The sequence below is a fragment of the Eudoraea sp. genome (assembly GCF_039969275.1).
In the GTDB taxonomy this organism is placed as follows: domain Bacteria; phylum Bacteroidota; class Bacteroidia; order Flavobacteriales; family Flavobacteriaceae; genus Eudoraea.
Genome location: NZ_JBDVOC010000017.1, coordinates 122361 through 138333 on the forward strand (window position 1 = coordinate 122361; position 15973 = coordinate 138333).

At 36.9% G+C, this 15973-nt stretch carries 10 protein-coding genes; 1 reads left to right on the top strand and 9 read right to left on the bottom strand.

The window, feature by feature from the left end; all coding sequences use genetic code 11:
* Window positions 1-59: 59 nt before the first annotated feature.
* The 8 genes from ABJH90_RS16180 to ABJH90_RS16215 form a co-directional block, all read right to left on the bottom strand.
* Window positions 60-1652, bottom strand: a complete 1593-nt coding sequence (locus ABJH90_RS16180) for a sulfatase (RefSeq protein WP_348139931.1) — start codon at window positions 1650-1652, stop codon at window positions 60-62.
* A 352-nt stretch (window positions 1653-2004) separates the two neighbouring features.
* Window positions 2005-3198, bottom strand: a complete 1194-nt coding sequence (locus ABJH90_RS16185; RefSeq protein ID WP_348139933.1) for an MFS transporter — start codon at window positions 3196-3198, stop codon at window positions 2005-2007.
* 28 nt (window positions 3199-3226) lie between these two features.
* Window positions 3227-4171, bottom strand: coding sequence for a homocysteine S-methyltransferase family protein (locus ABJH90_RS16190; protein WP_348139935.1), 945 nt, complete (start codon window positions 4169-4171; stop codon window positions 3227-3229).
* A gap of 150 nt (window positions 4172-4321) precedes the next feature.
* Window positions 4322-5254: a hypothetical protein gene (locus ABJH90_RS16195; protein ID WP_348139937.1), complete on the bottom strand. Its 933-nt coding sequence runs from the start codon at window positions 5252-5254 to the stop codon at window positions 4322-4324.
* A gap of 181 nt (window positions 5255-5435) precedes the next feature.
* Entirely contained in the window at window positions 5436-6935 is a 1500-nt protein-coding gene (locus tag ABJH90_RS16200; RefSeq protein ID WP_348139939.1) for a M1 family aminopeptidase, read from the bottom strand.
* A gap of 468 nt (window positions 6936-7403) precedes the next feature.
* A complete protein-coding gene (locus ABJH90_RS16205) occupies window positions 7404-9125 on the bottom strand; it encodes an arylsulfatase (RefSeq protein WP_348139941.1) in 1722 nt (573 codons plus the stop codon).
* Window positions 9126-9199: 74 nt separating this feature from the next.
* Window positions 9200-11353, bottom strand: a complete 2154-nt coding sequence (locus ABJH90_RS16210; RefSeq protein ID WP_348139943.1) for a PQQ-dependent dehydrogenase, methanol/ethanol family — start codon at window positions 11351-11353, stop codon at window positions 9200-9202.
* A 225-nt stretch (window positions 11354-11578) separates the two neighbouring features.
* Window positions 11579-12070, bottom strand: a complete 492-nt coding sequence (locus ABJH90_RS16215) for a nuclear transport factor 2 family protein (protein ID WP_348139945.1) — start codon at window positions 12068-12070, stop codon at window positions 11579-11581.
* Between the two features lie 358 nt (window positions 12071-12428).
* Between ABJH90_RS16215 and ABJH90_RS16220 the strand changes: the two genes are divergently transcribed.
* Window positions 12429-13493: a DUF3667 domain-containing protein gene (locus tag ABJH90_RS16220; protein WP_348139947.1), complete on the top strand. Its 1065-nt coding sequence runs from the start codon at window positions 12429-12431 to the stop codon at window positions 13491-13493.
* Window positions 13494-13510: 17 nt separating this feature from the next.
* On the opposite strand, the gene ABJH90_RS16225 is transcribed toward ABJH90_RS16220, so the two are convergent.
* On the bottom strand, window positions 13511-15964 hold the full coding sequence (locus ABJH90_RS16225; protein ID WP_348139949.1) for a M14 family metallopeptidase: 2454 nt from the start codon (window positions 15962-15964) through the stop codon (window positions 13511-13513).
* Window positions 15965-15973: the final 9 nt, after the last annotated feature.

The following is a 15973-nucleotide window of genomic DNA, read 5'->3' on the forward strand; positions in this document are numbered from 1 at the left end:
TCAGATAGGTTTCTGTATGTGGCCTTTGTGAATTACTTTTTGTCCTCATATTTATAAAATTAATCCGATTTTATAGAGGGGTCATAATTTGGATTTGTATTCATCATTTGTGCACTGGTTTTATCACGCCAGAAGTGTAATTTCTCTTTCAGTTCACTGGTTTTTTCAACCTCAATTTCAGATAAATCTTTTTGTTCCCCAATATCATCCTTAAGGTTAAAAAGCTGAACTTTACCTGTGTCATAGTATTCAAGTAACTTGAAATCTCCAGATCGGACAGCGCCTCCTGCGCTTTGCATTCCATGATTGCTGTAATGTGGGAAATGCCAGAAGATAGCTTTACGATTTAGTATTGAATCTCCAGTTAGTAAAGGCACCAAACTAAGACCGTCAGAGTTTTCCGTGTTTTTGACACCAACCATATCCAAAATTGTTGGTAAAAAATCAGGACTGGTTACCGGAACATCACATGTTACTTTTTGCAATCCTTTTCCGGGCCATTTAATAATCAAAGGAACTCGAATTCCGCCTTCATACAGCCAACCCTTTCCTCCTCGAAGTGGTAAGTTGGAAGTTGAAAATGCTTTATCCAACTCATCCTCTGGAATATTTCGCTTTGGGTCCCAAAAATTTGCTGCCGACATTCCGCCATTGTCTGAATAAAATATTACTACTGTTTGGTCATCTATCTCCAGTTCATTCAGTTTATTGAGTACTCGTCCAAGGCTTTCGTCCATACTTTCAACCATTCCTGCAAATTGCACATTATCCTGGTGTTGTTTGATTTTGACCGTTTGATTGGGAAACACCTTAAAACCTTGATATTCCTCTTGATCAATTGCTTTATCAAGATCGACTCTTGAAATTGGATTTTCTACACCTGGTTTTCCTTCTAAAATGAAAGGATGACTTTCAGGAGGAACCATTTCCGCCAGTTTTTTCTGATACTTTTCAACCAAATCAGGTCGACCTTCAATAGGATCGTGGACTGCAAAATGTGATAAATAAAGAAAGAATGGCTTGTCTTTGTTTTGTTCAATATATTTTAAAGCTTCGGTAGTCATCCGGTCGGTGAGGTATTCTCCATCATCACCTTCTTCCAGTCCCTTCATTCCATATGGAAAGTAGTAACCATTCTTTGGCCAACCACGATTCCAATCAGGAATATGCTTATCGAACCCCTGACGAGCTGTTGAGGCAGAATCTTCCCCCAAATGCCATTTGCCATAAATAGCCGTTTTATAGCCATTTGCCTTTAAAATTGCGGGAAGTGTTTTCACATCATAAGGAATATGTTGGTTGATTTTCACATTCAGCATTTTTTGAAATGGAAAATCCCTTCGGCCAGTTAACCAATCCGTCAAATTAATGCTGGCCGGGTATTTTCCTGTGATGATGCTGGCCCTGGTTGGTGAGCACACATGAGAAGCTGCATAAGCATCAGTAAATCGAACACCTGATGCGGCCAGTGCATCAATATTCGGAGTTTCATAAAACTGACTACCATAACAACCAACATCTGTCCAACCTAAATCGTCAACAAGAAAAAAGATAATATTTGGTTGATTGTTTTGCTTTTTACAAGATATAAACGGTATGACAAGTAGTAAAATAATCAGAAAAGACGTATACTTTTTTCTTACTGTTTTCATGTCTATGGTTTCCACCGGTTTTAATTATGTTATAATAAGTCCCAATATAAGAAGCGTTTTTCAAGATTGGAACGATCTATTCCTGATAAGGTACTATTTTTTCATATTCCTTATTACACCAAATAAGCAATAAAAGCATAAAAAGGATGTACAAAAAGTTTCATAATCTTTACTTCTTAATTTCCAGTCTCAGGGAGTTGAATTTATTACGCATAACGGTTTGAATATGGTGTATTTGGTATTTTAACACAAATAGTTTTTAGGTTATAACTAATTTGTTAATTGCTAACATCTTCATATTTTTCACTATCTGCCAAATGCACTATATTTTTTGTTGGTGATCGTTATTTTATCATTTCAAAATCTTTTCTTCTTGTGTCTTAACCCTCCATTTTAGCGAAACAATCGCTGCAATAACCATCAAAATGACTAATGCAAGTGTAGCCCATGCCGCCCATGTATAACCGCCTTTGGTAATAAGATAGCCTGCTAATGCTGGTCCTGCTGCTACTCCTAGTACCATAGCACTTCCAGAGGCAGCCACAACTCGTCCATCATGATCTAGTGAAGCCGCATAAGCAGTGAGATAGGCTATCCCAAAGAAATAGCCTGCCGTCCAAACCAGGACAGAACCCTCAAAAAGATAAGGTAATTCAGGAGATAAGAATACAGCATAAGAGGTTAAACCTGCAAAAATTATCCCCAAAAGCAAAGGAAATTTTACTCCAAGCTTGAAACCAATTACCGCTGTTAGTAGAGGTCCTATCAGGCCTACAAATGCCTGCAAGGATAATATTTGACCCATTTCGGCGGGAGAATATCCAACTTCATTTCCAATTCTTTCAGCAAAGCCCCATGCCATTGAATCTCTGAGAGTGTACATTAGGAATACGGCAAAAATTGCAATTCCTGCAATACTGAATATTCCAGTACTGTGTATTTCATTGGAGACATTTTCTGAATTAAGATTTGCTGATCGCTGCGGTATCATGATCAATAAGAATAGAAAACAAAAGGTTACTGTTGCCAAGCCAAAATAAATACCTTGAATGCCCCAGCGATTACCTAAATATGATAAACACAGCATGAGGAGTACGATCATAGCCGTAAACAATACATTCATCATTCCCGCAATTTTTGCTGGCTGATTGGAGTTGGCAATTGTTGCGTTTCCAGTTGCTAAAGTTAATCCTGCACCAATTCCAGTAAGGGGTCGAATAAACTGCAAGAAGTCATAATTACACCATAACCCAGAAGCGAAGTTTCCAGCTATAACAACGAAGGCTCCTATGAAAGCAATTTTTGTTCGATTTATTTTTCCAATTTTCGGAGCAATAAAAATTGATGAAAGAGCCGCAGCAATGAATTCCAGACTATAGAGAAATCCAACACTTTCCTCAGACAAATCCAGAGTGACCATGGTAGAACCAATCAAGAATGGTAAGGCTGCATATGAAAGAAGCCCAACTCCCGAGATCGCCGCAAAAGAAGAAAATAGAATTTTTCTTTCACTTTTTTCTAAACTGATATTCGAAAGAAACTTCATTTATGTCTTCTTTTTAATGTTGTACAAACTATTCTTGAAACCACATCTCACAAATTTTTTCCATATGTGTGTGATCCGTTCCACAGCAACCTCCAATTACATTAAGATTCGGGAGCATTGTTTTTAATTCTTTATAGCCTTTGGCAAGAGCATCTTTATCTCCTTCATCAAGGACTTCTGATTCATCTAATTCTGCATGACTTTTAGTAGAGGAATTGGCACGAATGCCTCCAATTCTATATAACCAACTACCATTAGTTTTTAGCACGTCTTTAAAATGATTGGGATGCGCACAATTGATCATAAAATAAGAAACATAATTGTCGGTTAGTTTGTCAAGCGTTGTAAGGGCATCTTCCAATGAGTCTCCACTTGGAAGTTTCCCATCAGTTTCAACAGTATATGATATAATAACCGGGATGTTATTTTTTTTAGCAGCAGCTACAATTCCAATAGCTTCTTCATTATAATTCATGGTCATTGCTGAGACCATGTCAGCATTTGCTGCTGCTGCTATTTCTATTTGGTGAGAATGATATTCTTCAGCAATTTCTACGCTCATTTTGTCTTTTGGCGAGTAGCCATCACCACGGGGGCCAATACATAGGCTAATGGGCATCTTAAAATCCTCAGTCTCATGTTTATTCCGTAGAATTTCAAGTTCTTGAATAGCCACACTATTAATCGTATCGATCTGTAAAGATGAATACCCAACTTTCTCTATCCAATCTGGATTTGCTCTCCAAGTACCAGTTTCGAGTATGAATCCTTTACATTTTGGCTTTGAAATAGCAATGTAATTTTCGTAATATTCTTGAAGAATCTTTCTGCCTTCCTCATTCATAAGCAAATCGAATGATGCAAAATGTGGTAAGTCAATACCCTGATTGAAGATTAGAGTTGTTTCTAAGCCACCATCGGTCAAAAATGTAGATTCTTTTAATTGTGGAAGAGCTGTTCTATATTTTGCCATGATATTTTGATATTGTACTAATGATCACCAACGTCTCGGCTATGCATAGTGCGGGATTTCAAAGCATTTCACTTTTCGTTTTTGCTATCAGTTTATTTAGTGAAATTACCTTTACAACTGCATCTTAACCCGTATTACGTTTAGCCATTGTTAGTTGCTGTTTATGTTCTCAATACGTTCTTTTATTAGTCTAAAATCTATCCAATAAATATCTCCATTATCTTCTCCACCTCTATGAAAGAATAAATACTTTCCATCAGGCGATACGCTGGGACACATTTCAGTTTGATCGGTATTTACTTCAGGTCCTAAATTTAAAGCTTCTGTCCAGGTACCGTTTTTATTGAAGCTGATGTACAAATCATTGTTTCCATATCCCGCAGTGCCTTCACCATCATAAATGATGTAACTTTCATCTGGTGAAATGTATGGATGAGCGATATACTTTCCAGAGAAGTTTATTTCGTTCCCCATTCTTTTTATACTTCTATATTGCCCTTTTTCATTGATTGAGTTATAAATGACCCAATCTTCGGGCTTATCTCCTTTCTCCCCAGTGGTAAAGTATAAATTGCCATTCTCTGAAGACGTTAAATACATTATTACAGACCTGTCCACAAACGGTTTTTCTAAAGGAATTGGCTTTTCCCAACCACTTGCGTTTTTTTTACAATACCATTGATGTAATCCTGATGATTTGATAGTGTCGTTGAGTGGTCTGGTGGTTCCAAAATAGAGTCGATTTCCTTTCGGATCTATATGAGGTTCAAAATCCCATCCTTTATTTGCTTTAAAAAAAGCTAGTTCTGGGTCTGACCATTTACCGTCAACTAATTTCATAGTATAAATTTCATTGTCCTCTTCGGGTTTTCTTCTAGTAAAAAACAATTCGTCCATTTCCGGGTTGAAAGTGATTGCGAACTCAAAATTGTTGGTTGAAACAATACCTTTCCCAAAAATCAAGGCTGTATCAATCGGGATTTGATTGCTGAGCAAAGAAAGATTTGATTTTTCACTGTCTCGACAAGAGGTAATAAAGACAAGTGATAAAGTCAAAATGAATAGTGTTTTTATAAATTTCATATCATTAAATAATTACTGTATTAATTTAATATTTGGGGGAATAGCAAGGTGTTTGTATATGAAAAGTAGCGGCTTTTTAAACACTAATTTTTTGGAATACAACTGACTTTTATTTTATGTTTATACCTTTGTTTTATCAATTATTCTGCTATTTTTTATATACATTGTTAGCTGTTATATATTAAAGTTTAAGGTTATTTTCTAATTGAGTTGTATCAATTGAGGATTTAATCTTAAGCAACGGAATATTATTCTGCATTTCCAGAGACAATCCCTCTGGTAATTTACCAGTGAAATCAATTAAGTGCCCATTTATTATGTAGTTTTTAAATTCTACTAGTGCTTGACTATTTAAATATCTAGATAATAATTGTTTAAATATAGCATTGTTTAACCGCAAATTTTCGTCTTGCAAAGACATATCTAACAAATCTTGCATTAGATCATCTAAACTCATAACAAATTGACTTTGTTCTTTAATTTGAGTATCTATCAAGAAAGCGTACAAAAGTCCACGTCTATAGGGTAATTTTTGATATAAAGTATAATTTGACCAATATTTTTGAAAAGTCAGTTCTGAATTTGGAATAGTGTTGATTGAATCATTATAATGAGGGATAATCACTTCTTTGTTAAATGTTTCTATGAATTCTTCAACATTTAATTTGTCATTTTTAAGCATCAGTTTATAAGCATAATAATCCGTAAACCCTTCACTAAACCAATACTGCTCGACTTCATTTTCATTTTTAATTGTCCTAGAAATCCATTTATGAAGCAATTCATGATTGTAGAGCCAAGAGATTCTTTTTAAGCTAATTCCATCATTGTTTGATGCAAAAGAAATAAAGGAATTGGGCAGACCACTTCCACCAACAGAGTAGGCTTTGGAAGTTGTTGTCCAAGGTTCAAAAGTCGGAAGTAATGAGACTGAATAAATTCCTTTTCTAGGGTCATTCCAAAAATCGTTTTGAAAAGTAATAGTCTCCTTTAAAATATTGAAAATATCTTCATCATGAAACATTTTCCAATCACCACGAGTTACAAAGTATACGGGATATCCTTTATAGTCAAACATATATCTTCTGAAATCTCCTCCTACAAAAAATGACGCATTAAGTTCTTCTTTTGTTACCTCAAGATTCTGTTTTTTATCAACTCCAAAACTACTATGAAATAGTCCATTATTTGGGATAGCTCCCCAAGTGATTGTAATCTTTTCTTTACTAGATTCTTTATCAAATACTCCTTCAGGAATCATGAATAGTCTCATTCCAAGAATATGGAAATAGTTCTTATCAAGAATTGGTCTATATCGATACTTATTTAAAAGAGGGTCTTTAAAATCTTGGACAATTGAGTATTTGATAGTGTTTTTTAGATTAGCTTTTGTTTTAATAGTAATAAAGCTACTGTCTCTATCAAAATCAATACTTATTGGTTTTGGACTGACTTTAAAATCTTTGATGCAATTAAATATATCATTATCTCCCCAAGAACTATTCTCATATCTCAATAATAGTATTCCTTTGTCATCACTTTTATATACAAAATTCACATCTAAACTTAAACTATCACTATAATTTGGATTGATATTATAAACTAGTGAAGCTTCATGGCTTTCCTTTTTCGAGCATGAAAAGATTATCAGCAAAAAAAATATTATAGTACTTATCTTCATGAAATTTCTTTAGTAGGTTATACACTTTGTTAGCCTTTCGTTAGTTTAATTTTTTTTAAGCTCATTATCTATTGATTGCAGTAAATTTTCTGCCATTGCTTTAGTTTTTTTATATAGTCGATTCTGTGTTTCGGCATTAATTTTTTCCCCCACTAAGGCTGTTAAATAATTTGAATTTTGTGTAAGTTCGCTCGGATTGCTATAAGGTCTATTTAATGAAGTTCCGATTACTTGTTCAAAAAATTCTCCACCTAATAAAGCTCCTTTTATTATATGTTCTGTGAAATAATTATGCTGATAAAATTGAGTGCTTACTTCATAATTTTTTTCATTTCTATCATTTACAGAGTAATAGCGAAAAACAAAATCACGAAGCCTCTTATTTTTTATTAAATGACCGCTGCTACTTGCTTCTATTTGATTAATTGTGCTTTTTTCAGGAATAAAGTATGATTGCGTTGCCAGTTGTTATTTTATAAGGCTTTCGTATTTATAGAATTCTTCTGGTCCAATTTTGTTGATAAGCATTTCCCCTTCACCCTTAATATAACCGACATCATTTGCATATTCGTCCCAATCTTTAATAAGCTCCTCTAGTTTTTCAGGTTCCTGCAGAGACAGGTCATGTTTCTCAAGAGGATCTTTAGATAGATCATAAAGTTGCCATATAGGTTCATTAGCATATGGGGGTTGTAACATCATAGCTTTCCATTTTCCCTTAATGACGGCTTTGCATTCCATCATCTCAAAAAATAATGGATTTACAGAAGTGTTGCGGACTAATTCTGCTTTTCCATCCAAAAGCTTTTTGGCTGATTTTCCGTAAAACGGTGCCAGTTCAATTTCTTTATATTTAGCCGGACGTGATACTTCGACAAAGTCAAGAATGGTTGGGAAAATGTCGCAAACATGCATGCCGGTATTAGTATAGTATTTTCTCTTTTCAATACCGGGCCCTGCAATTATCAGTGGTGCATGTATACCTCCTTCTCCTGTGGTAGTTTTAAAATATGTAAAAGGTGTATTGCTTACTTCTGCCCATGCACCTCCCTGAGAAATAAAAGAATTACCTTTCCCAAGATTGCTAAAGCTATTATTAAAGTTCTCAGCTAAATATTCTTTTGAATTCCCCGGATAAGAACCTGCCTCTTTAGGATTCGCACCATTATCTGACAAAAAAACAATAATAGTGTTTTCATATTTCCCGGCTTCTTTCAATGAATCAATTAAGCGTCCGATATTATAGTCGAGATTTTCAACCATTGATGCATAAATTTCCATAATCCGCGCTTGCAATTTCTTTTGATCGTCATCTAAATCTCCCCACATGGGAAATTTTCCTGTGCCAGGATTATAAGGGACAGACTCATTTACAATCCCAAGCTTTTTTGTTCGTACAAGACGGTCCCTTTTTATTTGTTCATAGCCGGTATCATAAACACCTTTATAATTATCTAAATACTCATCAGGTACGTGAAGTGGATCATGAGGTGCTGTGTAGGCAAGGTATCCAAAGAAAGGTGATTCATCTTCCTGTTTCACAATATAATTAATCATCTTGTCTGTGAAGTCTTTGCTAGAGTAAAATTCGTCAGGAAGTTTTTCAACAATATCTTGATCCTTAACATAAAAAGTAACCGGTTCTTCTCCAGGGCCGAGAGCAAATGAATTAGTAAAATGTCCTGATCCACCACCTAGAAGTCCAAAACTTTTTTCAAAACCTCTATTTGCAGGATAGCTTTCTTCATGATGTCCCAAATGCCATTTACCTGTCATATAAGTATGATAACCATTATCACGTAAAACTTCTGGTATTGTAATAACTTGATTATTTAGTGAGCCTTCATACCCGGGTTTTAGGTATTGATTCTCAGTATGTCCAGGAGGCATTGTCCCCAAACCATTTTGATGATTATCGACACCAGTTAATAACATAGCACGTGTTGGTGCACAAAGAGATGAGACGTAAAAGTCTGTAAATTTCACACCTTGATTTGCAAGTTTATCAAGATTCGGCGTTCTAATCTCACTGCCATAGCAACCTAAGTCGGAATATCCTAAGTCATCAACTACTATCAACAGAATATTAGGCCTAGGTAATTTTTTGGAATCATTATTTTGATTCTGGCTGCAACCTAATAATCCAGCAATAAGAAATAGGATAAAGAATGGTTTAACATGTTTTCTCATTTTTTTATTTATAAGTTGCCATATTCCCAATAATTGCTGGCAACGGTTTGAATAAACGCTCGTTTTAATGCCGTTTATTTTTTGTTATATTCAGTTTTTCTATTGATTTCTTGCTCTATATGTAAACCAATTTGCTGCTTTACAAGATATTGTTGAATGGCGTTTACATCACTTTCATCTAGTACATCAGCGAAAGAAGCCATGCCGTTTTGAGCGAAAACACCTTTCAGAACAATATCCTTGAAAATACTGTGAACAGAAGGATTTAATTTGGCCAGGTTTGGATATTGAGAATGATATTCAGTACTGTTCCCAGCTAAATGGCAATTAACACAATAAGTAAAGAATAAAGATTCCCCCTTTATTACTAATTGTTCGTCCAATTCAAGCTCCGGTGGTTCAGGAACATTACTTATTTCTACTTTTGGAGGTAATGGTGTATCACCACCACCCAATTTAAATGCTAAAATTCGTCCGTAATTTTGATACTTGTGAATCGCTGCTCTTTGATCCACAGGACCGACTATTAGCTCATTACCACCATATCCGGCCATAACAGCTACATATTGCTCTCCTTCAACTTGGTAGGACATTGGGGCTGCCATGATTCCTGTTCCGATTTCAATCTCTTTTAGCAATTCTCCAGTGGCAGCTTCATAAATCTTTAAATAACCGGTATTTGTTCCTTGAAATACCAAATCACCAGCTGTAGAGAGGACACCACCATTTCCTCTTGCAACCGGGTGTATCAATTCCCAGACAACTCTGTGATTTAGCGGATCCCAGGCCTTTAGCTTATTTAATTCGACAGTATCCTTTTGGCCTAAAAGATATTTTCGATTTTCTTCTGAATATGGTGGTCCCGTTCCATCATACATTATTCCAGTACCCCATTTGAGCTTCTCGAAGGCAAATGACTCATCAGCCATGTAAATCCATGGATAGATTATTTCGGGGATATAGACAAGTCCAGTCTTGGGATTGTAAGACATGGGATTCCAGCTGTGTCCCCCAGGTAATGACGGATTTACCAATTTCGGTTCATCTTTATACCAACCTTGATCTGTTTTTTCCGGCCTGCCAGTCTTTAAATCAACGTGACTGGCCCAATTCACTTTAGTATATTTTTCTGCAGAGAGCAATTCGCCGCTAGCTCGGTCGAGGATGTAAAAAAAACCATTCTTTGGAGCCTGCATTAATACCTCGCGTTTCTCTCCTTTAATTTCAAGTTCGGCTAAGATTATATTTTGAGTGGCAGTATAATCCCATATTTCACCAGGAGTAGTTTGATAATGCCATTTCAGTTTGCCATTATCAGGATTGATTGCAAGTATAGACGCTAAAAAAAGATTATCTCCACCAGATGGACTCCTATACCAAATTGGATAGGGCGAGGAATTACCAGTACCCACATAAACCAGATTTAGCTCAGGGTCGTAAGCTGATTGCCCCCAAACTGTACCTCCACCTCCAGCTTCCCAAATTGAATTAGGATCCCAGGTTTTTGATGCCATTTCCAATTCCTCGTGTTCGAATCCTTTGTTGGGATCTCCAGGTACAATAAAAAATCTCCATTTTTCTTCACCCGAGTCAAGGTCATAAGCAGTAATATATCCCCTTACCCCAAATTCAGCTCCGGAATTTCCAATGAGAACTATATCTTTTGCGACCTGAGGAGGCCCGGTAATAGTATAAGCAACTGTTCTATCCGTAAATGTATCAACCCGCCATAACTCTTCGCCATCTTTGGCATTAAGACAAACCAAATATCCATCTAAGGTTCCAACATAAACTTTACCCTTCCATACAGCTACTCCGCGATTGACTACATCACAACAAGTCCTGCGGTTGTAAGAAGCATCAACATTTGGGTCATATCTCCAAATTTCATCTCCTGTTTTTGCATTTATTGCGTACACAAATCCCCATGCTCCTGAGGTGTACATGATTCCGTCCACTACGAAGGGAGTTGCTTCCAATCCTCGAGGTACTCTTCCAATGGTTGATCTGGCATCATATTCCCAGGCAAAACCCAAATTCTCAACATTGCCAGAGTTAATTTGATTAAGGTGTGAGTAATGTTGTTGTTTATAATTACCACCTAAAGACACCCAATTTTCAGCTGCCTCAATCATTAGTCGGTCTTCATCTATCCAACCTTCTTGTGATTCATTTTTGCAGCCGATAATGGATACAAATAGGGCTGCTGTTAGGATTTTTATTCTCATTGGTTTATGGCCTTATATTAAATATAACGTTTTGGCTATGCGTAGTACGGAAATAGATCAGCGATTATTTCCGAGGTTACACAAGCCAAATTACAATATTTTGTTTTTATATTTTTCTTCATAATGACCAAATCTGTGATTTGGTGGTAACTCCAATATTCACAGACCTTTGATTAAGCCTGAACCTCCGTATTACGTATAGGTGTTGTTGTAGTACGTTTTAATTTATTCCTTAAAAGGAGAAGAGTGTTCATGAATTATTTTCCATCCTTCCTCTGTTCGCAGAAATGCTAATGTTACACGTCCTTTTCCTTGAACTCTATCATCATTTTTAATGAAAGAGTAGTTGTTATAGAATGTTGCGATACCTATTTTATCAAAGATGTCAATCTTAAGGTCTTCTATGACAAGATTAGCCTCCAATATTGACAAGAAATGTTCTGTTTCAGATTCGTTAGTTTGTTCTACATCTTGTCTTTTTGCGATTCGGGGTCCAAATTTAGAGAACTTCGGGCTGTGAAGATGAGCAGATTTTAATTCAGGAATATTGCTATTGTTTGCATCCTCCCATACTTTCATGACTATTTGACGTAACTCTTTTTCCATTTCAGCATCGCTTATCGAAGTAATATTAGAATTGGTTGGCTTGTCAATCTGATTGCAACTAGTTATCATGAAGGCAATTGACATAATCAGTAAAAAATTCTTTCTTATCATATTATTCAATTTTAATGTGCTACAACTCGTTATATCAACACTAAATATACTCATATCTGGAAAATGGTTCTGGATAATAGTACATTTCTATGCTTTTTATCAGATTCCAATAACCCCGGTACAGCATCATTCAGTGGACTTTGGATTTGTAAAAGATCTTTTTTGGCTACATGGGTATGAATTAGGGTATTTTCCTTTTTTGAAACCCAATAGTATATTCTGAATTCATTTATTAAATTTGGTTTTATGAGTACCCTAAATTAGATATATTATTGCCGTTCTAAGTCTAACATTTCTCTGTTAAATAAGAAACTTTGTAGTATCCCAGCTTTTTGTATTTTTATGTAAAGTTATCTATATGCCAACCTCTGAAACACCAACCACTGAACAATGTAAAAATTGCGATGAAACCTTTGATGCATCCTACAATTATTGCCCTTATTGCGGCCAGGAAACAGCAGATAACCTGACTATTGGGGTCCTCTTCAGCAATACCATAGATAATTATATTTCTATAGATGCCAGATTCTTCAGGAGCTTTGGGACCCTTATGTTGAAACCGGGAGTGCTGGCCCGGCGGTTTGTAGATGGAAAACGCCTTAAATACCTGCATCCTGCCCAATTTTACCTCTTTATCTCTGTTGTTTTCTTTTTTATCTTCTCTTTTACCATACGTAAAGCGGATAATGAAGTAAGTGAGGCCCTGGAAAAGGGTTTTGATCAGGAGATCAATCTGGATTCTATTCCGATAAAACAGGATTCATTGGCGCTTGCCGAAGCTAAAAAAGTCCTGAAAAAAAGTCAGAAAACTATAGGTTTAACAGATGAAGAAATCAGGGAAATAGATTCTGTAATGATTTCAGACCCGGAGATAGCCACCGTAGATTTTGGTTTTAGGCGCGAGAAGTTAGACTCCCTTATCGCTGCCGGAGCGCCGTTAGACCAAAAAATTAAGGCGATGGGAATGAAGGAAGATGCAGACGCTTTTACGCGCAGATTCTATACCCAAATGCTCAAGTTTTATGAACAACGGGGAGGGGGTATCCTGCAGGCGTTATATGATACCATTCCTATTGCGATGTTTCTCCTTTTACCACTTTTTGCTGTACTTCTGAAAATGTTTTACTGGAAACCGGCCACGTTTGCCCACCATTTAGTATTCAGCTTTTATTTCTTCACTTTTGTATTCACCTCGTTTTGTACCATACTCCTGGTGAATAAGGTATGGGAAATTCCCATATGGTTAGAAGTACTCATATGCCTCTCTTTTGTTATATACCTGATGCTGGCCCTGCGAAATTTTTACAAGAGCTCCTGGGTGGGTGCTTTTTTTAAAGCCGGTATTATCTCCTTCTTCTATATGCTCATTATTCTACCAGTCGCGGCAGCAGGTATTATTATGGTGGCCTTTATGCTGTATTAATTTCTTGGCACCAAGTTCTAATTAGCCATAAAAAGTGCATTCACAAAAAAGAGTTTACCGTTTTCCCAGAACCCGCGGAATAAAGGGTTATCTATCATGTAAACTACCTGTCCCTTGCGGTGCTTCTCTACGCCAAAAACAAGGCTTTTAGACATTTTTTTTTGTGCTTCACTACCCGCAAAACCTGCTACCGGCGAAGTATCCTTAGAAATATAGGCAACCGTACCATTTTCCAGGTAGTTGAAGGCGTCACTTCCCAATTTAAGACTAAAATAAGTGTCTTTATACCCAAAGGCCAGCGGATGTGTCTGATCTACTTTTGTTTTAAAGATGGCACCGGTAATATCATTTTTCATCTTCTCTCGCCGTAAGTTCTCATAAGGTTCCACTAGATTTACCGTACTATCTATTTCCTTTTCCCTGGCAGATATGTCAAATCCATTCTCTCCATCCAACGAGGCAATAGACTTGCCCATAGCTATAAGCCTGCCTCCCTGATTTACCCATTCTTTCAGTTTAGCTAGCATGGTATCATCCATAAAGGATTCATAGCCGTCACCACCGGGTAGAATTAATACATCATAGTTAGAAAGATCCACACCGCCTATATAATTCTCATCCAATACAGTTAGCGGATAGTGTAATTGTTGCTCAAAGAAATGCCATATCTCACCAAAGCGTAAAGTAGAAGTTGGCTCACCTGCAAGAACGGCTACCTTTACAGCCGGGATCATTTTTACATAGCCAGACCCAAAGTCTTTTCCTTTATCCACAAATCCAGTATTAACCGCTGTTAGAGATTTATGATGTTTTTCAGCAATCCCACTCAGGATTTTGGTAAATTCCATTTTATTGTCATTATCCGCTTTCGTAATGATAAGACTTCCACGGTTATGTCGTTTTCCTTCAAGTGTAAAAGGTTTTTGCGCCTGGCGTACCCGAATTTTTTTCTGAAGTAATTCAGCTAAAAAACGGGCATCGTCCATACCGTTCCAATCGGTTAGGAAGGCATATGCATTAGCTTTCAGTGCCTCCTTTTGGGCTGAATTTTCCGTCTTTGAAGTTCCGCTTATCAAGCTTTCGGAAGCAATAGCATCTAATCCGTAAGCATAAGGTAAAGACCATGCCGTAATATCATAGGTAAGGGAATCACTTAGTTTGGCGTTGGGTTCAAAAAGTACTTTTGCCAAAGTTCCCCGGGTCTGATCCGTGGAAATTATAATACTTTGTGCATTGGTCTTAAGACTTCCCGTTTTGCCCGTTTTATAGTTAAACCCTTTTACCGTGGCTCCTGTACCATAACTATAAGTTAACTGGTGCTGATCCAGGAGTTGGGTAAGGGCCTTTAAATGATCTTCTTGCCCGTTGAGGATAAAACTCTTATATCTGTAATTTTTGGATCGATAGAATTTTTGATATTCCTCATTCAGTCTTTTCACGTTGTTGGCGGCAACTTCCACCGTAGAGATACCTGTGGTAAAATGATGCGCTATACGGTCTTTTAAGGTCAGCGTATCTCCATTCCCGGTAATGACTCCAAGTCCGGCCCTGCCTCCGCCACCCTGCTCATAGGTCATCCCAATGGCGCCATTATAGGTTGGGTAAGTGTCTCCGTAACTGGGGTAAAAAAGATCAAAGCGTTCTTTAGTAAAGTAGAACCAACCGTTAGCGTCAAAATATTTAGCATGGTTCTTTCCTATGGTCACCTGAAAATCTCGCTGAAAATCTGTAATCACTTCATGAAACGGCTCAGATGCCGGAGCAAAGTAATAAGGGGAATCCATACTTTGTTCATGAAAATCCACATGTATATGCGGGAGCCATTTGTTGTAATAGCGAAGTCTTTGCCGGCTTTCTAATTGAGTAAGCCAGGCCCAATCCCGGTTTAAATCGAACATATAATGATTGCTGCGACCGTTCCACCAGCCTTCATGATGTTCCTTGCTCGCCGGATTCAACTGATTAGGTGTGTTTTTATATTGATTGTACCAGTTCACGTACCTGTCACGACCGTCCGGGTTAATACAGGGGTCCATAATTATTATTGTATTTTCTAAATAGGCCTGCTTGCTGGTTAGCAATGCATAAATGGTTTGCATAGAAGCTTCTGTACTTACACTTTCATTACCATGTACATTGTAGCTAAGCCAAACAATGGCTTTTGTAGAATTACTCGTACCACTTGTGCTTTTCAAATGTTCCTCTCTTATGGCTTCCAGATTTTCCATATTGGCTGTTGATGAAATATAGGCCAGTAGCAGCGGTCTGTTTTCATTTGTTTTTCCGTATTCATTTAGTTGTACACGGTCTTTTGCGGCTTCAGACAAATATTGGTAATAGTCTACTACCTGATGATGGCGCGTAAATCTGGTGCCAAGTTCATATCCCAGGAATTCTGAGGGCGATTTTAGTTCTTGTGCACTTAAACTGAGGGTAATAAACAAGGATAATACAGGTAATAGTAGCTTCATAAACCTTGG

Coding starts and splice junctions, on each gene's coding strand:
- ABJH90_RS16185 (WP_348139933.1), bottom strand. CDS start 3,198: ATGAAGTTTCTTTCGAATATCAGTTTAGAAAAAAGTGAAAGAAAAATT.
- ABJH90_RS16180 (WP_348139931.1), bottom strand. CDS start 1,652: ATGAAAACAGTAAGAAAAAAGTATACGTCTTTTCTGATTATTTTACTA.
- ABJH90_RS16225 (WP_348139949.1), bottom strand. CDS start 15,964: ATGAAGCTACTATTACCTGTATTATCCTTGTTTATTACCCTCAGTTTA.
- ABJH90_RS16190 (WP_348139935.1), bottom strand. CDS start 4,171: ATGGCAAAATATAGAACAGCTCTTCCACAATTAAAAGAATCTACATTT.
- ABJH90_RS16220 (WP_348139947.1), top strand. CDS start 12,429: ATGCCAACCTCTGAAACACCAACCACTGAACAATGTAAAAATTGCGAT.
- ABJH90_RS16215 (WP_348139945.1), bottom strand. CDS start 12,070: ATGATAAGAAAGAATTTTTTACTGATTATGTCAATTGCCTTCATGATA.
- ABJH90_RS16205 (WP_348139941.1), bottom strand. CDS start 9,125: ATGAGAAAACATGTTAAACCATTCTTTATCCTATTTCTTATTGCTGGA.
- ABJH90_RS16200 (WP_348139939.1), bottom strand. CDS start 6,935: ATGAAGATAAGTACTATAATATTTTTTTTGCTGATAATCTTTTCATGC.
- ABJH90_RS16210 (WP_348139943.1), bottom strand. CDS start 11,353: ATGAGAATAAAAATCCTAACAGCAGCCCTATTTGTATCCATTATCGGC.
- ABJH90_RS16195 (WP_348139937.1), bottom strand. CDS start 5,254: ATGAAATTTATAAAAACACTATTCATTTTGACTTTATCACTTGTCTTT.